General features: G+C 58.7%; 20 protein-coding genes and 2 tRNA genes. 7 read left to right on the top strand and 15 right to left on the bottom strand.

The features are described 5' to 3' along the window. Window positions 1-30: 30 nt before the first annotated feature. Window positions 31-477: a DUF1569 domain-containing protein gene (locus EPD60_RS09040; RefSeq protein ID WP_131448975.1), complete on the top strand. Its 447-nt coding sequence runs from the start codon at window positions 31-33 to the stop codon at window positions 475-477. A gap of 116 nt (window positions 478-593) precedes the next feature. On the opposite strand, the gene EPD60_RS09035 is transcribed toward EPD60_RS09040, so the two are convergent. From EPD60_RS09035 to EPD60_RS09005, 7 genes are all read right to left on the bottom strand, one after another. After that, a complete protein-coding gene (locus tag EPD60_RS09035) occupies window positions 594-1,085 on the bottom strand; it encodes an asparaginase domain-containing protein (protein WP_131448973.1) in 492 nt (163 codons plus the stop codon). 421 nt (window positions 1,086-1,506) lie between these two features. Further along, window positions 1,507-2,958 (bottom strand): RtcB family protein, encoded by a 1,452-nt coding sequence (locus EPD60_RS09030; RefSeq protein WP_131448971.1) that lies wholly within the window; start codon window positions 2,956-2,958, stop codon window positions 1,507-1,509. A 196-nt stretch (window positions 2,959-3,154) separates the two neighbouring features. Beyond that, the gene (locus EPD60_RS09025; protein ID WP_131448969.1) at window positions 3,155-3,640 is read right to left on the bottom strand and encodes a ribonuclease H-like YkuK family protein; all 486 of its coding nucleotides are present in this window, start codon (window positions 3,638-3,640) and stop codon (window positions 3,155-3,157) included. A 46-nt stretch (window positions 3,641-3,686) separates the two neighbouring features. Beyond that, window positions 3,687-4,754, bottom strand: a complete 1,068-nt coding sequence (locus EPD60_RS09020; RefSeq protein ID WP_131448967.1) for an AAA family ATPase — start codon at window positions 4,752-4,754, stop codon at window positions 3,687-3,689. Between the two features lie 63 nt (window positions 4,755-4,817). Then, window positions 4,818-5,234 (bottom strand): hypothetical protein, encoded by a 417-nt coding sequence (locus EPD60_RS09015; RefSeq protein ID WP_131448965.1) that lies wholly within the window; start codon window positions 5,232-5,234, stop codon window positions 4,818-4,820. Between the two features lie 33 nt (window positions 5,235-5,267). Continuing rightward, window positions 5,268-5,339: transfer RNA gene (locus EPD60_RS09010), tRNA-Phe, on the bottom strand. A gap of 4 nt (window positions 5,340-5,343) precedes the next feature. Beyond that, window positions 5,344-5,416: transfer RNA gene (locus tag EPD60_RS09005), tRNA-Lys, on the bottom strand. A gap of 864 nt (window positions 5,417-6,280) precedes the next feature. Here EPD60_RS09005 and EPD60_RS09000 point away from each other — a divergent pair. Then, window positions 6,281-6,766, top strand: a complete 486-nt coding sequence (locus tag EPD60_RS09000) for a hypothetical protein (protein WP_131448963.1) — start codon at window positions 6,281-6,283, stop codon at window positions 6,764-6,766. A 13-nt stretch (window positions 6,767-6,779) separates the two neighbouring features. On the opposite strand, the gene EPD60_RS08995 is transcribed toward EPD60_RS09000, so the two are convergent. After that, complete coding sequence (locus EPD60_RS08995) at window positions 6,780-7,892, bottom strand: PA0069 family radical SAM protein (RefSeq protein WP_131448961.1); 1,113 nt, start codon at window positions 7,890-7,892, stop codon at window positions 6,780-6,782. A gap of 42 nt (window positions 7,893-7,934) precedes the next feature. Between EPD60_RS08995 and EPD60_RS08990 the strand changes: the two genes are divergently transcribed. Next, window positions 7,935-8,678: an SOS response-associated peptidase gene (locus EPD60_RS08990; protein ID WP_131448959.1), complete on the top strand. Its 744-nt coding sequence runs from the start codon at window positions 7,935-7,937 to the stop codon at window positions 8,676-8,678. Here EPD60_RS08990 and EPD60_RS08985 read toward each other — a convergent pair. Continuing rightward, window positions 8,646-9,251 (bottom strand): 2'-5' RNA ligase family protein, encoded by a 606-nt coding sequence (locus EPD60_RS08985; protein ID WP_131448957.1) that lies wholly within the window; start codon window positions 9,249-9,251, stop codon window positions 8,646-8,648. The genes EPD60_RS08990 and EPD60_RS08985 overlap by 33 nt on opposite strands. A gap of 74 nt (window positions 9,252-9,325) precedes the next feature. On the opposite strand from EPD60_RS08985, the gene EPD60_RS08980 reads away from it, so the two are divergent. Then, window positions 9,326-9,724 carry a LexA family protein gene (locus EPD60_RS08980; RefSeq protein ID WP_131448955.1) on the top strand — a complete coding sequence of 133 codons (399 nt, stop codon included), beginning with the start codon at window positions 9,326-9,328 and terminating at the stop codon, window positions 9,722-9,724. 110 nt (window positions 9,725-9,834) lie between these two features. Here the strand turns inward: EPD60_RS08980 and EPD60_RS08975 are convergent, their stop codons facing one another. Then, on the bottom strand, window positions 9,835-10,449 hold the full coding sequence (locus EPD60_RS08975) for a 3-hydroxyacyl-CoA dehydrogenase family protein (RefSeq protein WP_131448953.1): 615 nt from the start codon (window positions 10,447-10,449) through the stop codon (window positions 9,835-9,837). Between the two features lie 69 nt (window positions 10,450-10,518). Here EPD60_RS08975 and EPD60_RS08970 point away from each other — a divergent pair, with 69 nt between their 5' ends. The 3 genes from EPD60_RS08970 (at window position 10,519) to EPD60_RS08960 (ending at window position 13,848) form a co-directional block, all read left to right on the top strand. Continuing rightward, window positions 10,519-10,899: a RidA family protein gene (locus EPD60_RS08970; protein WP_131448951.1), complete on the top strand. Its 381-nt coding sequence runs from the start codon at window positions 10,519-10,521 to the stop codon at window positions 10,897-10,899. A gap of 126 nt (window positions 10,900-11,025) precedes the next feature. Beyond that, on the top strand, window positions 11,026-12,555 hold the full coding sequence (gene treA, locus EPD60_RS08965; RefSeq protein ID WP_207896583.1) for an alpha,alpha-trehalase TreA: 1,530 nt from the start codon (window positions 11,026-11,028) through the stop codon (window positions 12,553-12,555). A 198-nt stretch (window positions 12,556-12,753) separates the two neighbouring features. Further along, window positions 12,754-13,848, top strand: a complete 1,095-nt coding sequence (locus EPD60_RS08960) for a metallophosphoesterase (RefSeq protein WP_131448949.1) — start codon at window positions 12,754-12,756, stop codon at window positions 13,846-13,848. Window positions 13,849-13,876: 28 nt separating this feature from the next. Here the strand turns inward: EPD60_RS08960 and EPD60_RS08955 are convergent, their stop codons facing one another. The 5 genes from EPD60_RS08955 to EPD60_RS08935 form a co-directional block, all read right to left on the bottom strand. After that, window positions 13,877-14,296 carry a VOC family protein gene (locus EPD60_RS08955; RefSeq protein WP_131448947.1) on the bottom strand — a complete coding sequence of 140 codons (420 nt, stop codon included), beginning with the start codon at window positions 14,294-14,296 and terminating at the stop codon, window positions 13,877-13,879. A gap of 43 nt (window positions 14,297-14,339) precedes the next feature. Next, window positions 14,340-14,849: a DUF4199 domain-containing protein gene (locus EPD60_RS08950; RefSeq protein ID WP_131448945.1), complete on the bottom strand. Its 510-nt coding sequence runs from the start codon at window positions 14,847-14,849 to the stop codon at window positions 14,340-14,342. 305 nt (window positions 14,850-15,154) lie between these two features. Next, window positions 15,155-17,137 carry a M1 family metallopeptidase gene (locus EPD60_RS08945; RefSeq protein WP_131448943.1) on the bottom strand — a complete coding sequence of 661 codons (1,983 nt, stop codon included), beginning with the start codon at window positions 17,135-17,137 and terminating at the stop codon, window positions 15,155-15,157. Window positions 17,138-17,210: 73 nt separating this feature from the next. Next, window positions 17,211-17,648 carry a hypothetical protein gene (locus EPD60_RS08940; RefSeq protein ID WP_131448941.1) on the bottom strand — a complete coding sequence of 146 codons (438 nt, stop codon included), beginning with the start codon at window positions 17,646-17,648 and terminating at the stop codon, window positions 17,211-17,213. Between the two features lie 36 nt (window positions 17,649-17,684). Continuing rightward, window positions 17,685-19,067: a serine hydrolase gene (locus EPD60_RS08935; protein WP_131448939.1), complete on the bottom strand. Its 1,383-nt coding sequence runs from the start codon at window positions 19,065-19,067 to the stop codon at window positions 17,685-17,687. Window positions 19,068-19,096: the final 29 nt, after the last annotated feature.

The raw sequence follows: 19,096 nt of genomic DNA, 5'->3' as shown, positions 1-19,096 counted from the left end.
AACGTATCTTACGCATCAGACCAAAACCGCATGAACGATCTCTTCAATCCCGAAAGCGCCCGGCGGCTCCTCGACCGTCTTTACCGCCTCCAGCCTGAACAGCCGCCGCTGTGGGGAAAAATGAACGCAGCCCAGATGCTGACGCATTGCCAGGCGCCCTTCGCTACGTATTTCGGTGAGCTGCACCTCCGCCGAAGTCTCATGGGCCTTCTTTTCGGACCGCTCGCCAAGCGCAGGTTGCTTTCCGACAAACCCTGGCCGCACAGCCTGCCCACCGCCCCCGAATTCATCGTAACCGATGTACGCGATTTTGCCGAAGAACAGGAAAAACTGGCCGCGCAGATCGAGCGCTTCTCCGGCAGCAGCATCCTGCTGCACCCGCCGCGGCATCCTTTTTTCGGCAAGATGAGCGCACAGGAGTGGAGCCGGCTGGCTTATAAGCATACCGATCATCACCTGCGGCAGTTTGGAGTATGAACGCGAATCGGCAATCGTGAATCGTGAATGCTGACGCCACCTCAGGAAGAAAGGATGCCAAAGGCATCCTTTCTTCTATTCCGCGCCTCGCGGATTCACAGTTGACAATTCACAATTCACGACGCCGTCTCCTCAAACTCGCCCGTCAGCTTATTTTTTCGCACCTTGCCCGCCTCGAAGCAGCGGCCGTTCATGGCCACGTATACGCCCGGCGGAAGTGTTTGTACAAAAGCGATGGCGCTGCCCAGGTTGAACAGCCCGTCGGAGGATCCGAACTTATAGGGAATCATGGCGCCGGTGAGCACGATCGTCTTTCCCTTTACCCGCTGCGCAAGCACAGCCGCGGTATCGGCCATCGTGTCGGTGCCGTGGGTGATGACGATCTGCGCCTCGTCGGCCTCGCTGCAGTGACGTGCAATCAGCTCGCGGTCGATGTCGGTCATCTCAAGGCTGTCGATCATCATCAGCGTGCGGATGTCCACCGGCACGCGGGCGCGCCCGAGCTGCAACATCTCCGGCAGGTGCGAGTCCTTGAAGAAAAGCTGCCCCGAAAGCTCGTTGTATTCCTTGTCGAAAGTGCCGCCGGTAACGAAAATGCGTATCGCCATAACGTAAAATAAAGGGTAAAAATAGCGGGCCCGGATTTTTTTTTCGCGAAGAATAAAACAAAACGCATTTTTATTTTTCAGCAATAACCGGCTCGGTATCAACCCTTCAGGAGCGCCGCCACACCTGTTTTACAGGAAAGCGAAGCCGGTGATTACCCTTAATTCCAGCGTTTTAAAAAGTTTTTACAGAAAAATAAAATGGAATCCCCCAACTTCGTAGCTCTGCTCGAGAAGTACAACGGGCTTTACACAGCCCCGAGCTTTCTCAACATGCAGTTGGTTTAGGTGACGACTCCTGTTTTTACAGGAGTTTCTTTTTTTAGATGTCACGATCTCCGATGTCGGATGTCCGATTTACTGAAGAACAAAGGGGCGCCGAAGCGCCCCTTCAAATCAGACATCGAAAATCCGGGACCGGCCATTATTCTCCAAGCACTGCGTCTCCTTTCTTCTTCATCCACGGTTTCGGCGGTGCCCCGTCCATCCGCACAATCCGCGGCTGAAAGGTTCCCACCACATCCACCAGTGCCCGCTGCGCCTTCATCACCGAGTGGATGTCCTTGTAGGCCATCGGCGCCTCGTCGAGACCGCCACCGAGCAGGGTCACGCCCTCCCGCTGCAGCTGCTCGCGGAGCGCCGCCTCGGAGATCGACTGCAAGGCAGCCGTCCGGCTCATCCGCCGTCCCGCGCCGTGCGCGGCCGAATTGACGGAAGCCGCTTCGCCTTTACCCTTTACGATAAAACCCGGGGCCGTCATCGAGCCGGGAATGATGCCAAGCACACCGGCGCCGGCCGGGGTGGCGCCTTTCCGGTGCACGATCACTTCCGCTCCTTCCCACAATTCCTTCCAGGCGAAGTTGTGGTGGTTCTCCACCCGCCGCAGCGGACGCCGCCCCAGTGCTTTCGCCATCTTCTCGTGGATCACGTGGTGGCAGGCCGAGGCGTAATCACCGGCGAGGTTCATCGCGAGCCAGTACTCCTGCCCCTCCTGTTCGTCCAGGTCGAGCCAGGCGAGGTTGGCCGCCTCGGGCGGCAGGCGCCGCTTGTCCTTCGCCACCTTCGTAAAGTGGTTGGCGACATTGGCGCCGAGGGCCCGCGAGCCCGAATGCGACAGCAAGCCCAGGTAATTGCCCGCGGGCACTGCCAGCACCGGGTCGAACGCCGCCACCGACACCACCCCGAATTCAACGAAGTGGTTACCCGAGCCCGATGTACCCAGCTGCTTCCAGGCCCGCGCATGCAACCCTTTCAACAGAGCGATCTCGGAAAAGAGAGGGCTCTCCAGCACCTCGTGCTCTTCAGCACGGGTAAACTGCCCGCCGCTTCCGAAGAGCGTGTTCTCCTGGATGGCCTTCGCAAACTGTTGCGGCCGCGCCCCGAGCTCTTTCGGGTCGATGTCGAACACCGACAGGCACATCCGGCACCCGATGTCGACACCCACCCCGTACGGGATAACAGCGTTGCGGGTGGCGAGCACCCCGCCGATCGGGAGGCCATAACCCGAATGCGCGTCGGGCATCAGGGCGCCGGCTACCGCAACCGGCAGCCGCACGGCGGTGTTCATCTGCGACAGCGCACCCTGCTCGATGCCTTCGCTACCGAAGATGCTGAAGTTGACGCCGGTACCATTCAGCGCCACCGCAGCCCCTTCGGGCTCCGCCTTCGGCAGCAGCGCCTCCGCGATCCTGCCGAGCACCTCGTGGCCGAGGTAATCAGCGGGCCGCTCTTTTACGTCACCAAGTATCTTAAGGGCCTCTCCGGCGGAGCTGTGCCTGTAATGTTTTTCCATGAGCCCCATCGCCAGCGAGATCACCGGCGACTCGGGATAACCGATCGCCCGGAGGTCTTTGCCCTTCAGTTTCAATTTTGCCATGTTGTTTGTTTTGAGGCGATGATGTTCCTGCAAAAAGAACACCGGTCGCCGTTGATGATTTACGTGATGAGAAAGAACGCTGATTTCTTATGATCCTTATGATTTGCGCAGATGCCGACGCTTCGTGCGTAAGCCATCATAAAACATCATAACCAATCTGCGTATTCCGCTCGCGGAATCAGCGTTCCTTCTCCAGTCATTGCACGATTTTGTTAGCGCAGCACGAGCCCGCGAAAGCGTGCGGCTTTGCCCGGAAGGTGAAGCCCATCCCCATGATATAGCCCATCGCTTCGCGGAAGGCCGCGTTGCTTTTGAACTTCGGGTCGGGGTTGATATCGGCATGCACCTCCAGCGGCACGCCGTAGCGCGCAAACACGGGCGCCAGCAGGTAGGCCACTTCGATGCTTCGCGTCACCTCTTCCAGCATCCGCTCCTTCACGGTCATGGGTTGCCGAAGCCGGTCGGTGGCGATAAAGAAAAATCCGCCCCTGCCTTTCCGTATAAATACAATTACGGTGGCGAAGTCAATATCCTTCCCTTTCACCTGGCTGTCGGAGCCGATGCTTACCGTCAGCTCGTGTCCCGCGGCCTGCTCCCGCAGGAGCGTCATCCGCACTTCTTCGTCGATGGGCAACCGGATGGGCCTGCCATCCAGCCGCCGCCATTTTTGTATCCGGTTCATTGGTTTTTGTTTTAGTGAATTCTCAGCTTGTTCTCTCGTTCTCGCCTCAGTTTTCAAGTGTCACCTGCCGGAAGCCGATCACTTCCACGCGCTTTTGTTGCAGTGCGGGCTCGCCCTGGGCGGATATCTCCGCCAGCGTCATCGGGCTCCGGATCTCGTTCCGGAAACCTAGGTGGCTGCTGAGGCGCTGGGCACGCTCCACCCCCAGCTTACCAAACTCGTAGCGTGCAATGAGTCGTCCCTGGCGCAGCAGCGCCGGGTCGATCAGCGCCACGGGGCTGTTGAAGGTGCACACCAGCTGCACATTCAGGAAGTCGGCCAGCAGGCCGTCTGAAATATTCAGCAGGTTCGATACACCGGAATGACTGTGCGCCCTCCGGTCCATCAGCACATTCTCGGCGTCCTCGATCACCAGCACCGTATTCGGGTTTTCGATCAGCAGGTCGATAAAGTCGGGATCCATCAGGTTGCCCGCGACCGTGGGCGAAAGAAAGAGCACGCGCTTCCGGGTTTGACCCACCAGGTAACGCAGGTAAGTGGTCTTGCCGGTGCCGGGCAGCCCATGCAACAGCACGATGCCCTTATCGTCCTTTTGCCGCAGGCGCCTGCGGATCACGGCATCCACGGCGGCGAAGTCGGCCTCGTAAAAAAGATCGAGGTCCAGCTTCGCCCGCTTGATCTCCATGGAGCGTGTTGTAAGTCCATATTCGCCCTTTACGATCAGGTTGATCTCCTGCGGCTGCCGCTTTTCGCGCTCGCGGAAGCGGGCGGCCAGCGCGGTGCACTCCGTTACAAATACATCGGCATGGCCGTCGTGCAGGATCTCGCAGTAATAGGCGATCTCCACCACGCAGCCGTTGGTCAGCACCAGGAGCGTCTTGTCGATCTCATAGCGACGGCGTTTTTTATTGTACCACTGGTTCTGGTACACATCGCAGATCAGCTCCGCAAAGCGCTCGCGAAAGACAGCAACCAGCTTTTCCCCCGCGATTCCCGAGATGTAATGCCGGCTCGGGATGCGCCCGAAGCGCCACAGGTAGTAAGCCCGGCTGTCGGGAAAGACCTCCCCGAGCGCCGCGTTCACGCTGATCGTTTTTTCAAATTGTGTTTCCATTGCTGGTTCTTTATTCCGTATTAATACTGTTTTGTTCTGATACAACCGGTTGCGTGTTCGGCCTCAGTTCATCGAGCCGGAGCGTGCAAAGCCGATCGGCGCTTCTTTTTGTACCTGGCGGAAGCGGGCCAGCTCGGTCACGAGCGCGTTGGCCCAGCTGAAGTCGCCATCGTGCAGCAACTCCACGTACCCTGCGCCCACTTCGACCATCCGGCGGCCGGGCAGCAGGTAGATGCTCCGGGCGAAGCACACTGTGCCTTCGTCGTATTCAAAGAAGCTGTGCTGCCAGGTCTTGATCACCTGCGAGGCGATACGCTCACGCAGGAAGACAAGGGCCCGGTCGCCGTCAAGATCACCCACGGCGCAGACGCTCGGCAGGCAATCGAACTCGAGCACGAAGAGCGTCCGCACGTCGAAGAAGGGACCGTTGAAAAGGCCGGCCGGCGACGGCATCCGGCGACCCAGGAATCGTCTGAACATAAATACCTCCTTTTTTTATATAGTTACCAATCGTGGACAAAGCAAGATTCGAACTTGCAACCACGGGGCTTCAACCCGCTGCTCTACCGTTGGAGCTATTTGTCCTTCGTCGGCCCGGTGGGCTTCGAACCCACAACCCCGCGATTAAGAATCGCGTACTCTGCCCATTGAGCTACGAGCCGTTAAAGACCGGGACGCCGGAACATCCGGGTCTTGAAAAGAATGTGTACCTATTGCGGCTCTTCCTCTGCCGGCAGCAGGCGCCGCAGCAGGAACGTAAGCACGCTGATGATTAAAAAGAATTTCATGATTGTTGTTTTACTCATTTACATAATGCACCTCATCACGCCCGATCCACGCCACTCCGGAGATCGCCCACGGCACGCCGTTGCCGCCCCATTACCTCTACCAGTAACTTCCTTCCCGGACGGGTGATCACCCGATACCTTCCGCTTTCCATACTTCCTGTTTTTATTGGTTATGAAACGCGCACAAAAAAGCCCGGTCCTTGCGGGAGACCGGGCTTGTGTTGCCAGAGCAAATGCTATGACAGGACAGGCTTTCGTCTCCCGGATGGGCACAGGAAGTCCGTTCCGAAACCGCTGCGGCTTTGCGCGGCGCGGCTTTCCGGTAACAGGCTGCTGGCCCCTGGTTGGTTTTTATGTGACGCGTGTTTACACGAATTCATTTTTTCTGTTCGCTCTTTTTGGTTGATCCGAAGAATACAGGAGGAAATAGAAAAACCCCGCTGCATTGCCGCGGGGTTTGACGTATGTGAAGTTTTGGTTTACTACCAGACTGCAATACAGGCCCCGCCACGGAGATCGCCCTTCGGGCTGAATCCCATCGTTTGCTTGATATATAATTCTATGCGGTTCACTGTTGATTATTTTGTGGGGGCAAAAATGAGAAGCTTTATTGATGCAAGCAAAACTTTTGTGAAAAATATTTTTGCAGCAGGCGTGCAAACGCGTCCGTATTTCTACAGTGGGCCTTCTTTAACAAAGGATGCGCTACCTTTATCGGTCCCCTATCATCTACACTTTATGAAAGTCGTCCTTGCGCTTCTGATCGTTCTTTCCGCGCTCCCGGCCGGGGCCCAGCGCCTGTCGCTCACCGACCTGATTTACGTTACCGACAACCGGCAGGATACGGCATCGGTATTTCGCTATATCCGCGCCCGCGGCTTCAACCGCCGCGCCCGCACCGACGACGGCAACATCGTGTTTCTCGGCGACCGCGACCCGGGCACGAAGCGTTTTACGGAAATGGTATTCGTAGACCTGGGAGGCAACGAAGTGAAGATGGTGCAATACGCCACCCGCTCCACCGACAACTACGCCGCCATTCGCCGGCAGGTCGCCGAAGACGGATCTTTCAACGCCCTTCCCGGAAACAACGAAGGCAGCGGCGAGGTGCTGGAAACCTACAGCTCGCGCGAGTACCTGGTACACATGGAAACGATCGGCAAGGCCACGCGCTATGTCATCAGCATCCGGCCGAAGCCCAATGCAAAACGTCGCAGCTCCTGAGCAGGACCAGGCATCAGAATAATTTCATCTGCTCCCCCGGCCGCCTGAACTGCGTGCAGTCGAGCCCCAGGCGCTCGTGGCCAAGGCCATACTTTTTCGTATAGGTCCGGTATTGATCCGCCACCAGCTGCGCGATATTACCCTCGCCCCGCATGCGCCGGCCGAACTCACTGTCGTTCACGCGGCCGCCGTGCCCCGACTCAATGAGGTGCCACACTTTGTCGGCGCGGTCGGGAAAATTCTTATAAAGCCAGTCGTGAAAAAGCAGCTTCACCGCGCCGTTGAGCCGTACGAAGGTGTAGGCTGAAAAGGTGGCGCCCGCCTCCGCCGCCGCTTTGATGATAGCCGGCATCTCCTGCTCGTTGAGGCCGGGGATCATGGGTCCCAGCATCACTCCCACCTGGATGCCCGCTGCAGCCAGCTTTTCGATGGTGCGGATACGCTGCGCGCCGGTGGTGGTGCGCGGCTCCATCGCGCCGCGGAGGCGCTCGTCGAGCGAAGTGATGGTCATCAGCACCGACACGAGGCGCCGCTCGCCCATGGCGCGCAGCAGGTCGGTATCGCGCAGGATACCTGCATTTTTGGTAATGATGCCTACGGGCTGGTTGAATTCGCGACACACCTCCAGCAGGGCGCGCGTCATCCCGAACCGGCGCTCGGCGGGCTGGTAGCAGTCAGTGTTGCCGCTGAGCGAAAGGGGCACACACTGCCACTTCGGGTGCATCAGGAACTGGCGCAGGAGCTGGGGCGCATTGTGCTTCACATGGATCTTGCTTTCAAAGTCCAGGCCCGCGCTGAAGCCGAGGTATTCGAAGGAGTTGCGCGCATAGCAGTAAATACAGCCGTGCTCGCAGCCCTGGTAGGGATTCATGCTGTAAAACATGCCCACATCGGGGCTGTCTACTTTGTTGACGAGGCTTTTCGCCTCCACCTCGATGAACTGTGTGCGCACGCTTTCCTCCACCCACTCATCGATGCCTTCCGCATGGTCTTTCGACTGCCGTGTTTTATCAAAGCGGTTCGGCGTATTGAACTGCGCGCCGCGGCCTTTGTGGTATTCATCTTCGCCTTCGGCTTTTCCGTAGCGGCCGAGGTCTGTTTTTGTATGCAGGATGTTATTGCTCATTGAAGATCATTGCTTGCCGCGGCATTGTAACTTTATTGCCGCATGTGCTATCATTATACGTTTACCAAGAAGCAGGAGCAGGTGATGAAGGCCATCACCGCCGAGTGGGAAATGCCTTTCGAGCCGGTATTTCATGCCAATGGCTTCACCTTTCCGCATATGCCGGTGATCACTTCGCAGGAGCCGGGCAAGGTGCAGGCCTACACCTGGGGATTGATTCCTCATTGGGTGGGCACGCTCGAAGAAGCCACGAAGCTGCGGGCGCAAACCCTCAACGCCAAGGGCGAGACCATCTTCGAAAAGCCGGCCTTCCGCAGCTATGTGCCCAAGCGGCGCTGCCTGGTGCTGGCCGACGGCTTTTTCGAGTGGATGGAGTTCCAGAAGAAAAAATACCCGCACCTGGTGCGGCTGCAGGAGGAAGAGCTCTTTGCCTTCGCCGGCATCTACAGCCACTGGACCGAGCCTGAAACCGGCGAGCTGTTCCGCACCTTCGCCATTATTACCACTGCCGCCAATCCGTTTATGGCCCGCATCCACAACAGCAAGCAGCGGATGCCCGTGATCCTGCCGCGCGCGGCCTGGCAAGACTGGCTGAACCCGGAGCTGCCCCGCGAAAAGATCCAGGAGCTGCTGCAGCCTTGTCCCGACAGCTATCTCAAAGCGCACACCATCGACCGCGCCATCGGGCGCCCCGGTGCCGACACCAACCATGCGGGCACACTTGCCGAAGTGAGTTACCCCGAGCTCGGCGCCTCACCCGAACAGTTCTCCCTGTTTGACAGCTAGCGGCTGCTGCAACAGCTCCAGCTCGCGCAGCGGCTCCCAGCCACCCGTTTCGCCCCGACGCAGCAGCGCCAGGCGATCGGCAATGAAGCGCCCGGAGAATTCGCTGTGCTCGCACTCCATCCACATCCCGATAAACTGCATCGGCTTGAGGCGCTGCGCCAGCACCAGCTGCGGCTCGGGAATGAAGTGCGGCTCGTGCCCCTGGATATTCATCAGCCATTTCAGTTGCCGAAGCTCTTTTACCAGCTCCTGGAAAGGCGTGCGTGTTGGCACATTGATATAAATGGTGTGGGACGGGTAGGCGGAAAAGTTTTCCAGTTCCACTTTAAAAGGCGTCATCGAGCAGGAGAGTTGCTGAAGGCGTTCCAGCAGGCGCGCTTCTGTTTTTTCAAAGGCATGAAAATGAAGCACCGTCAGTGCCGGCACCGGCCCGGATGCCCCTTTTACCCGGTGACGTTCGTTGAGGCGTTCCCGTAAATGCGCAATGCGCTCCTGCAACGCGTCGGGCAGCAGCACCTGCAGGCGGTATTCGTGGATGCGGTAGCCGGGCAATGTTGAATTCGGGGTATCCATAGACGTTGGTTTGCTTTTTGCTAAATTAATTAGTATAAATTTACCGAGAATTTTAGCAAACAAAACTTTTTGATATGGATGCCCGGGATTATTTTTCGCCGGCCGGTAATGAGGACCGCGCCTTACCTGCTTCACTGGAAGCCGTAGATGAATCGACGATGGGCATTGACCTCAACGAGCAGCTCATTCGCAACAAGGCGGCTACCTTTTTTATGCGGGTCAACTCCGACGCTATGAGCGGCGCCGGGATCCAGGAAGGCGACGTAGTGATCGTGGACCGTTCGCTCCCGCCTTCTTCCGGCAAGGTGGTGATTGCGTCGGTAAACGGCGAGCTGCTGATCCGCCGCCTCGAAAAACAAGGCACACACGGCGCCCGGCTTGTGCCGGCATCGAAGCTCGCGCCCATCGCGCTGGATCATTTTTCTGAAAAGATGATCTGGGGTGTGGTGACGTACGTGATTCACCATGTATGATGTGGCGGAGAGAAAGAACGCTGATTTTTTATGATCTGTTATGATGAACGCAGATATCGGTACCAACATCCGTGTAAATCATAACCAATCTGCGCATTCCGCTTGCGGAATCAGCGTTCCTTCTCTCCCGCTTCCTGCAACAGCAACGCGTTCGGCGCATAGCGCCCGTTCTTGTGCGCAAGCGCCCGCAATAATTCCACTACGTGCTTCAGCCCGATCTGCGCCGCCCATTCGAAGGGGCCGAACGGGTAATTGGTACCGAGCTTCATGGCGGTATTGATATCCTCTTTCGTGCTGACGCCCTCGGAGCAGGCGTGGTAGGCTTCGTTGATGATCATGGCGATCACCCGGGCGGTAACGAAGCCCGGGGTGTCGGGCACCCACTCGATCGTTTTCCCGAGTGCCGCCGCGGCTTCTTCGGCGGCTGCCTGGACTTCGGACGTACCTGCGGCCTCGATGCGTGCTGCGGCGGCGTTCCAGCCGTTGAAGCGGACAAAGCCGGTGATGCCGATCGCATGACCCGGAACGTCGCTCACCCATACAGCTCCCTTGTGTGCGCGCAGCTGGCTTCCGCGCAGCGCGGTGCCGTCGTATTCGCAGTCGATAAGCAGGGCGCCCTCCGGCGCTTCTTCGGGCGACTGAATACCGAGCACACGCGTGCCTTCCCTGGCGTTGGCAGCCCAGGCGGCGAGAGCCGCTTCGTGAGCGATGATCGCGATTTCCATGGCGCAAACCTAAGGGCATCCGGCCAAACTTTTCGCGGGGCGGCAATGGCGATTGCCGATATTAGCCTCATGGAAAAACAGATCATCAATACTACCAGCGCACCGGCCCCGATTGGTCCTTACAACCAGGCCGTGCGCACAGGCAACCTGCTCTTCATCTCCGGCCAGATCTGCCTCGACCCTGCTACCGGCCAGCTCCGCAACACCGACCTGCAGGAAGAAACCCACCAGGTGATGCATAACCTCAAGGCCATCCTCCAGGAAGCCGGCGGGTCTTTCAGCAACGTTGTTAAAACCACCATCTTCCTCACCGACATGAACCGCTTCAGCGAGGTCAACGAGATCTATGGCAAATACTTCAGCGAGGCCTTCCCCGCCCGCGAAACCGTGCAGGTATCGGCGCTCCCGCGCTTTGTGAACGTGGAGATTTCGATGATTGCCGCCTTGTAAAAGTTCAAAGGTTTTAAGCGGTTCTAATAGGTTTTAAAAGGTTCAGCACGCAGTGAAGGCGTTGTTAACAACCTCAGGAACCCTTTAGAACCTGTTAAAACCTTTCAGAACCTTCAACTCCCTACCATGCGTCTCCTTTTCCTTTCCGTACTTTTCCCATTGTCGCTCATGGCGCAAAAAACTCCCGACCAGATTTACGGCAGGCTGTTCGAAGACGTGCAGCTGGCACATATTTTCCCGGACAGCAAAACCTTTGTGGACGCGCTGCCGCGATACAGCGCCGAGCACATCCTGCAGGCGTATGAAGAAGAGCGCGAGCGCCCCGGCTTTCACCTGATGCATTTCGTTACCGAGAACTTCCACCTGCCGCAGAAGCCGATCAGCGACTACGAAACCACCGAGACCGACGCTGAAAAACACATCAACCGCCTCTGGCACGTGCTGCACCGCAAGGCCGACACCGCCGCCGAAGGCTCTTCGCTCCTCCCCCTGCCGCACGAGTACATCGTGCCGGGCGGCCGCTTCCGCGAGATCTACTATTGGGATTCCTACTTCACCATGCTGGGCCTTCGCGAAAGCGGCGAAGACCGCATGATTGAAAGCATGGTGAAGAACTTCGCCTGGCTCATCGACCGGTATGGGCATATTCCCAACGGCAACCGCACCTATTACCTGAGCCGCTCGCAGCCGCCCTTCTTCAGCCTGATGGTGGAGCTGCTGGCCGGCATCCGCGGCGACCGTATTTATACGGATTACCTCCCGCAGCTGCAGCGCGAGTACTCCTATTGGATAGACAGCAGCGCCCCAACCCAACACGTGGTGAAGCTGGCCGACGGAAGTATACTCAACCGCTACTGGGACCAGCTCGAGATCCCGCGGCAGGAAGCCTGGGCCGAGGACGTGATGCCCGGCCGCAAGCACCACGCCGACAGCGCCGGGGCCTTTTACCGCGACCTGCGCTCGGCCGCCGAAAGCGGGTGGGACTTCAGCAGCCGCTGGTTTGCCGACGGCAAGAACCTGCACAGCATCCGCACGACGCGGATACTTCCCGTCGACCTGAACTGCCTGCTGTATCATTTGGAACAAACCATTGCCAAAGGCCTTGCATTGAAAGGCATGAACCAGACCGCGCAACGCTATGCCGCCGCCGCGGCCGCACGACACAGGGCGATCCTCAAACATTTCTGGTCGCCGCGAACGGGATGGTTTATGGATTACGACCTCGATGCGCGCCGCACCACGCAGGCACCGACGCTTGCGGGGATGTTTCCCTTTTTCCTGGGCCTCGCCGATAAGAGCCAGCTGCGCCCCGCCCGTACGCTGCTCCAGAAACAGTTTCTCAAAGCCGGCGGCGTAGTGACCACGCTGCGCTTCACCAAAGAGCAGTGGGACGCGCCCAACGGATGGGCACCGCTGCAATGGGTAACGGTGATAGGCCTCGACCGCTATCGCGACACATCGCTCGCACGCACGGTAGCAACGCGCTGGGTGAAACTCAACCTACGCGTGTTTCGCCAAACCGGCAAGCTCACCGAGAAATACGACGTGGTGCATGCCGACAAAGAAGGCGGCGGCGGCGAATACCCCACGCAGGACGGCTTTGGCTGGACGAATGGCGTGTTGCTGGCACTGATGAAGAAATACAACCTCAAATAATGCGGTAATGTGAGAATGCGGTAATGTGAGAATGCGGTAATGTGATAATTAGGCGATCCCGGCAAGCCTTCTGCGTCTTTCCTTGCCCGGCACCAGAGCTTGTAAAACCCGGGTATTACAAAACCTCAGAACCACAGAACCTCAGAACCATAGAACCTGCTTACCGCATTCTCACATTACCGCATTACCACATTGTCTATGCGTGCATTTCTAAGACGAATTTTACTCAAACCTGTGCTCCGCCTCAGCGCCCGCTACTCTTCGGCGCCCATAGCAGCAAACGTGAATGCAGCGCTGGACAAGCAGCTGGCGCGTATCCGGGCAGGCAACGAAAAGAAAGGCCTCGTGCTGCCTTTTGATGCAGCGAAAGACCGCTTCATTATTTTCTCCGACCAGCACAAAGGTGCCGGCGACGGCTCCGACGACTTCGCGGTGTGCGCGCCCGCCTATCTCGGGGCACTCGAACATTATAACCGGGAAGGCTATCACTTCGTGGCACTTGGCGACAGCGAGGAGCTATGGGAAAACAGCTGGCCTGCCGTCAAAAATGCGCAGGCGGCCACCTTCGAAATAGAAAAGGCTTTTCTTGACCGCGGCGCCCTCACCAAGATCTTCGGCAACCACGACCTGCTCTGGGATAATGACCCGCTGGCTCCATCCTTCCTTCAATCGGTATACGGACAGCCGGTACCGATTTACGAAGGCGTGCTGCTGCGCACGAATACGGCGGCCGGCCCGCTGGAGATCTTCTGCACCCACGGGCACCAGGGTGACGCCGTCAGCGATGGCAACTGGTTCAGCAAGTTTTTCGTGGCCCGCATCTGGGCGCCCTTTCAGGCCTGGCTGCGGATCAACCCCAACACACCCGCTTACGACAACAACCTGAAGACCCGCCACCACGCGATGATGTATGAATGGAGCGCGCGGCAACCCGGACTCCTGCTCATTACCGGCCACACGCACCAGCCCGTATTCGAATCGCTCACGCACATTGAGCGTCTCTACCGGCGCCTTCTCTACGCGCGGGCCGACAACGACTCGTCGGTAGACGAGATCGAGGAAGAGATCCGGCGCCGCAAGTTTGAATACACCACCGTATCAGAAGACTATCTCTCGCTCAAGCCCAGTTACTTCAACTCGGGTTGCTGTTGCTATTCGGACGGCGAGATCACCGGCATCGAGATCGCGGAAGGGCAGCTGCGCCTGGTAAAGTGGCGGCGTGCCGGCAACGAGATCCTGCGCGACGTGCTCGAAGACGCGCAGCTGGATGATCTTTGCCGCAACAACTTCTGAACAGATGCATTAATCCGCGGCACCGGGCTCAGTAAATACTGCCGTCTTTGAATGATTCACCGGTCTGCGGACCCAGCGGCTCCCACAGTTCGATCTTGCGACCGTCGGGATCAAGCACCCAGCCGAACTTGCCGAAGTCATACACCTGCATGTCACCCACCACGGTTACACCCGCGGCCTTCAGCTCCGCCAGCAGGCCCTCGAGGTCGGCAACACGGTAGTTGATCATGTAGTCATGTTCCGATGGGCTGAAATGATTGGTCGTTTCCTTAAAGGGCGACCAGATGGAGCAGGCCGCCGAAGAAGGATTGTCGAAGGGACGCCAGGCAAACACCACACCCATACCGGGTGTTTCAGTCAGGCCGAGATGCTCGCTATACCAGGCCTTGGTGGCCTCGGTGTCTTTGGTCTTGAAGAAGATGCCGCCGATGCCGGTTACTTTTTTCATAAACGGGAAGTTGGTTGCGATAATTTATTGAAGACAAATGACATCATACTGCCAGCTCCTTGCGCGGCTTGCGCATCAGGGCCAGCGTGGAGATGATGGTAACGATAAGCCCGATGATGAGCACGGTGGCCGCCATCAGGAGGAACTCGAAAACAGGATTGCTGAACAGGGCCATCTGCTGCTCGAAGGCGGCGCGCTCGGCCGGCTGCAGCTTCGCGGAATACTGCGCCATATACTCGGCATGCCAGCCCGGGTTGATCACGCGCGTGTAGATCACATCGAACAGCCCGAAACCGATGGCGGGCAGCAGGGTGATCAGCAGCCCAAGCTTCAGTCCCTGTCCGAAACCGAGCACGCCGCCATTGACTGAATCGCGGTAATGCCGCAGGCCAAAGAATACAAAGACCATGGAGAGCACCATGGTGAGGTAACCGAAAACTTCCATTTTGTCATAGTCCTGGCCACCGCTGAAAAACAGGAAAGGAAGGGCACTCAGCACAACAAGAACGATGGTGCCATAGCCGCCGTAGCGAAGCACCGTCTTTTTCATCATAGTAGTTTTGTTTTGGCATGAACGGTTGTTCAGTAAGGGCCGGGGCTCATCCGAAGGCCGATCTGCTCCTCCGAAAGTACCAATTTCTGCGTCAGGAAAGGATTCGGCGCACCCGGGCCGCCTGCACCGCGGCGCGCCTTTTTACATCGAGCCAGAAGACGATATTCGATACATGGGTCTTCTCAAAGCACTTGCCGGCAGGAAAAGCGCTCCTCCGATCCCAGCTAAAACCTGCAACCTGGCCGCAAGACAAAGGCCGCTCCTGCGGAGCGGCCTTTGCGTTTTAGCACATTCAAATCAATACCTCAAAACTGCGCTTTAAACGAGTTGTTGGCGCGGTTCATATCCGGGAGCTTCTTATCGGGGTCGATGGTGACGTCGCGGATATTGGAGGTGCTGGGAACGGTGAAGGTCCACGTGCCGCCGCGCTGCCACACTTCCACCGGGAGGGTGATGTTATGGACGGTGCCGTTGGTTTCGGTAATGCGCACCGGCACAGGCATTACCATCTGGCCGAGGTTCTGCAGGGTGATGGCAGCGCCCTTGGACGCATCGTTGTTATTGTACTTCACGTTGGTCACGGCCTGGTCGAGTGTCCAGTTGTTCATCACCCAGCCGCGCCACATCCAGGAGAGGTCTTCGCCGCTCACGTTTTCCATGGTGTGGAAGAAGTCCCAGGGCGTAGGATGCTTGAAGGCCCAGCGGCGCACGTACTCGCGGAAGGCGCGGTCGAAGCGCTCGGGGCCGAGCACCACGTCGCGGAGGGCGCCCAGCATCATAGCCGGCTTGAAGTAGGCGGCCACGCCCAGGTTGGCCTGCTGCACCACGTCGGGCGCCGTCCACAGCGGGTCCATTTTGGAGTTGAACACGTAGCCGGTCATCTCCGAAGCGCCGCCATCGAGCGAGCTGGCGGCAAACTCACCCTTGTTGAATTCTTTCGTCGACAGGTCGTTGATAAAGGTGTTGAAGCCTTCGTCCATCCAGGCATACTTGCGCTCGTTGGAGCCCACGATCATCGGGAACCAGGTGTGCCCGAACTCGTGGTCGGTGACGCCCCAGAGCTCGGAGCCGCTGTCGGTATAATTACAGAACACGATTCCGGGGTATTCCATGCCGGCCACGTTGCAGGCAACGTTGGTGGCTACGGGGTAAGGGAATTCAAACCATTGCTTCGAGTAGTGTTCAATGGAGCCCTTGGTGAATTCGGTGCCGCGCTGCCAGCCGTTGGTCTTGATGCTTTCCACGGGATACACGCTTTGCGCCAGGCATTTCTTGCCCGAGGGCAGGTTGATGCGCGCGGCGTCCCACACGAAGGCACGGGAGGCGCTCCAGGCGGCGTCGCGGGCGTTCTCGATGCGGAAGCGCCAGGTGAGTGCGCTGCCCGGGGGGCGCGATGATGCGCTGTTGACCTCTTCGGCCGAGCGGATGGTGACCGTCTTGTCGGAATTACGGGCCTGCGCGAGGCGCGCCTGCTGCTGCGTAGTGAGCACTTCTTTTTCATTCATCAGCGCACCCGAGCCGGCGATGATGATATTGGAAGGCGCGGTGATGCTGTACTCGATATTGCCGTACTCGAGGTAGAACTCGCCGGCGCCGAGGTAGGGCAGCGTGTTCCAGCCCTGGATGTCGTCGTATACGGCCATGCGCGGAAACCACTGGGCCACGGCATACACCCAGCCGTTGCGGGTTTTGAGGCGTCCCATGCGGTCGGTGCCGCGCTCCGGGATGGTAAAGTCATAACCGATATTGAGCGTGGTCTTGCCACCCGGCTTCAGCGGCTGCGGCAGCCACACCTGCATGCGGGTGTCGGTGATGGTGTATTTAGGTGTTGTTTTCTGACCGCCCGTTTCGGCGGAAATGCTGCGCACCACATCACCCTGCGTGAAGGCGGGGTTGGCCCAGCGGCCGCCGGCCTGCGTGGTGGTGGCGGAACCGCGCGAGCCCTGCTGGTAAATGTTCTGATCGAGCTGCAGCCAGAGGAACGTGAGGTTGTCAGGGCTGTTGTTGGTGTACGTGATGGTGACGTTGCCTTTTACGCTATGCGTGGCCGTGTCGAGGGTGACGGCCACGTTATAGTCGGCGCGGTTTTGCCAGTAGCGCGGCCCCGGCTCACCGGAGGCGCTGCGGAAGTCGTTGCCCGGGTAGGGATAGAACTGCGGGTTGAACGCCTCGTACTGGTTGTACTTCGGCTGTACAGACGATGTAACGGGCGGCGTGGTGGGCCCGGACTGCGCACCGGCGCCGAGCGCACCGCAAAGGGCCGTGAAGGCCAGGAAGAATTGCTTCATACGTATGGAGAATATGCGGTTAAGGTAAGGAGGGAACGGGCAGCAAGATGCAAATGCCGTGCTAAGGTCGGGCTTAGGCCCGCCGCCGGAAGGGTGCGCGAAGCAGGCCACCGAGCAGGTTGAGCACGAAGACCGCCTGCCCGATGGCAAAGCCGGCGAGCAGCAGCTCGAAGGGCGTGCCCGTCCAGAGGCGCGGTTGCAGGTTGACGGTAGTGCCGCCGGACGGGCCGGAGTGGGCTGTGTAAAAGATCCCGGCGAAGAAAGCCAGCGTCAGGCCGAGGTGGATCCAGCTTAGCCAGCGCGACAGCAGGATGCGCCCGGCCACCAGGTAAAGCAGGCAGAAGAGGAAACAAAGCGCCGCCGGTGCGGCATAGAGGAAGGGCTTTTCGATTACCAGGTAGGTGTCAGCCACATGCAGGTCGAGACCGGCCTGGGGCGCCCAAAGGAGCAGGCCCAGCAACAGCAGTGCGGCGATACCGAAAAGGAGCGCAGGAAGGCGATGGGCATTCATGACAGTAAAGTTGCGGATTGTGCGGGATGCATCCGCTTACTTCACCTTCTTTCCTTCCTGCTCGTGCCCACCCTGGTACAACACCAGGTGATCCACCTTCCCGTCCGCCTTCACAAAGCCCAGTTTGGCATCCACGCCCTTTACCGCAAACAGGTCTTCCCTGATCGCCTGAAGTTCAAGGCGGCCCTGGCCCGTTGCCTGCGCGTAGAGCTGCGTGCCTTCGCGCGTGATGGTGATGGAGAATTCCGGCACAAGCTCATAGGAGCCCACATAGGTATCCAGCAAAGCAGCCGGGAGCACGAGGGCGCCGCTGCCGGCCACATCGGGCAGGTTGTAAAGAATACGGTTTACCGGGCCTACAGGCAGTCCGCCGCCTTCCATGTTCTTGAGGAGGATGATCGTCTTTCGGCTGTCGAGATCGCGGGCAATCAAAGTGGCATAACCGGGCCATCCACCCGAGTGGCTCACCGAGCGGCCCGCGGGCGACTTGCCGATGGCCCATCCATAGCCGTAGGGATAGGTCTTGCCATCATTGAGGACGGCGGGCGTATATGCCTCCGTCTGTACAGCTGCGGACAGCAGCTTACCCGAGCGGAGGGCCGCATCCCAGGTGAGCAGGTCGCGGGCGGTGGAGTTGACGGTGCCGTCGCCCACGATGCCGTCGAGGTAGTGTACATAAGAAGTGCGCGCCAGCGAGTCGGGCAGTACGAAGCCCCGGGCTCCGTCGCGCACATATCCGTACGCATAGTGCGGGATGCTGCGCCGCTGCTCGTAGCGTCGGCGGTATACCGTGGTGTGCTTCATCCCCAGCGGGCGAAAGATCGATTTATCGAGGTAAGCGCCGTACGACATACCGGACGCCTTTTCAATCACCGATGCCAGCAGGGCATAACCCGTGTTGCTGTACGCCCACCTGGCGCCCGGCGCAAACACCGGCGCAAAGCGGTGTTGCGTATAGAGCGCTATCATGTCGTCGTTGGTAACGATGCGCTGCTTGTCGGTCCACAGCGAATCGAGCAGCCCGTCATACTCGGGCAGCCCGCCGGTATGCTGCAGCAGGTGGCGAAGCGTAACGCCCTTGTAGTGGGCGAGGCCCGCGATCCAGCGCCCGAGCTCGTCGTCGAGGCGCAGCCGGCCGGTTTCGCGCAGCAACAGGATCGCCGTTGCCGTAAACTGCTTCGATACCGAGGCAAGCTCAAACACAGAGCCGGCTTCGAGCTTTTCACCCGTAGTAAGATTTGCAAGACCGTAGGAGCGCTCGAACAGCGGCACACCGTCTTCGGCAATGAGCACGTTGCCATTGAAAGAGCCGGCCGCATGCAGGGCTGTAAAAAGCGAGTCGAGACGCTCGGCCTTCGTCTTCTGGGCGGAGGCCGCAGTAGAAAGCAGGAAGGCGGCAAACAGGAGGAGCAGGCGCATAGAAAAAGGTTAATGGCTAATCTATATAA

The organism is Flaviaestuariibacter flavus, assembly GCF_004337505.1.
Classification (GTDB): domain Bacteria; phylum Bacteroidota; class Bacteroidia; order Chitinophagales; family Chitinophagaceae; genus Flavisolibacter; species Flavisolibacter flavus.
Note: the sequence above shows the minus strand (reverse complement) of the source record. Positions and strands in the feature narration are given on the sequence as shown.

Coding starts and splice junctions, on each gene's coding strand:
- treA (WP_207896583.1), top strand. CDS start 11,026: ATGCGTCTCCTTTTCCTTTCCGTACTTTTCCCATTGTCGCTCATGGCG.
- EPD60_RS08955 (WP_131448947.1), bottom strand. CDS start 14,296: ATGAAAAAAGTAACCGGCATCGGCGGCATCTTCTTCAAGACCAAAGAC.
- EPD60_RS08935 (WP_131448939.1), bottom strand. CDS start 19,067: ATGCGCCTGCTCCTCCTGTTTGCCGCCTTCCTGCTTTCTACTGCGGCC.
- EPD60_RS08950 (WP_131448945.1), bottom strand. CDS start 14,849: ATGATGAAAAAGACGGTGCTTCGCTACGGCGGCTATGGCACCATCGTT.
- EPD60_RS09000 (WP_131448963.1), top strand. CDS start 6,281: ATGAAAGTCGTCCTTGCGCTTCTGATCGTTCTTTCCGCGCTCCCGGCC.
- EPD60_RS08995 (WP_131448961.1), bottom strand. CDS start 7,892: ATGAGCAATAACATCCTGCATACAAAAACAGACCTCGGCCGCTACGGA.
- EPD60_RS08990 (WP_131448959.1), top strand. CDS start 7,935: ATGTGCTATCATTATACGTTTACCAAGAAGCAGGAGCAGGTGATGAAG.
- EPD60_RS09020 (WP_131448967.1), bottom strand. CDS start 4,754: ATGGAAACACAATTTGAAAAAACGATCAGCGTGAACGCGGCGCTCGGG.
- EPD60_RS09030 (WP_131448971.1), bottom strand. CDS start 2,958: ATGGCAAAATTGAAACTGAAGGGCAAAGACCTCCGGGCGATCGGTTAT.
- EPD60_RS09035 (WP_131448973.1), bottom strand. CDS start 1,085: ATGGCGATACGCATTTTCGTTACCGGCGGCACTTTCGACAAGGAATAC.
- EPD60_RS08940 (WP_131448941.1), bottom strand. CDS start 17,648: ATGAATGCCCATCGCCTTCCTGCGCTCCTTTTCGGTATCGCCGCACTG.
- EPD60_RS08980 (WP_131448955.1), top strand. CDS start 9,326: ATGGATGCCCGGGATTATTTTTCGCCGGCCGGTAATGAGGACCGCGCC.
- EPD60_RS08975 (WP_131448953.1), bottom strand. CDS start 10,449: ATGGAAATCGCGATCATCGCTCACGAAGCGGCTCTCGCCGCCTGGGCT.
- EPD60_RS09015 (WP_131448965.1), bottom strand. CDS start 5,234: ATGTTCAGACGATTCCTGGGTCGCCGGATGCCGTCGCCGGCCGGCCTT.
- EPD60_RS09040 (WP_131448975.1), top strand. CDS start 31: ATGAACGATCTCTTCAATCCCGAAAGCGCCCGGCGGCTCCTCGACCGT.
- EPD60_RS08960 (WP_131448949.1), top strand. CDS start 12,754: ATGCGTGCATTTCTAAGACGAATTTTACTCAAACCTGTGCTCCGCCTC.
- EPD60_RS08970 (WP_131448951.1), top strand. CDS start 10,519: ATGGAAAAACAGATCATCAATACTACCAGCGCACCGGCCCCGATTGGT.
- EPD60_RS08945 (WP_131448943.1), bottom strand. CDS start 17,137: ATGAAGCAATTCTTCCTGGCCTTCACGGCCCTTTGCGGTGCGCTCGGC.
- EPD60_RS08985 (WP_131448957.1), bottom strand. CDS start 9,251: ATGGATACCCCGAATTCAACATTGCCCGGCTACCGCATCCACGAATAC.
- EPD60_RS09025 (WP_131448969.1), bottom strand. CDS start 3,640: ATGAACCGGATACAAAAATGGCGGCGGCTGGATGGCAGGCCCATCCGG.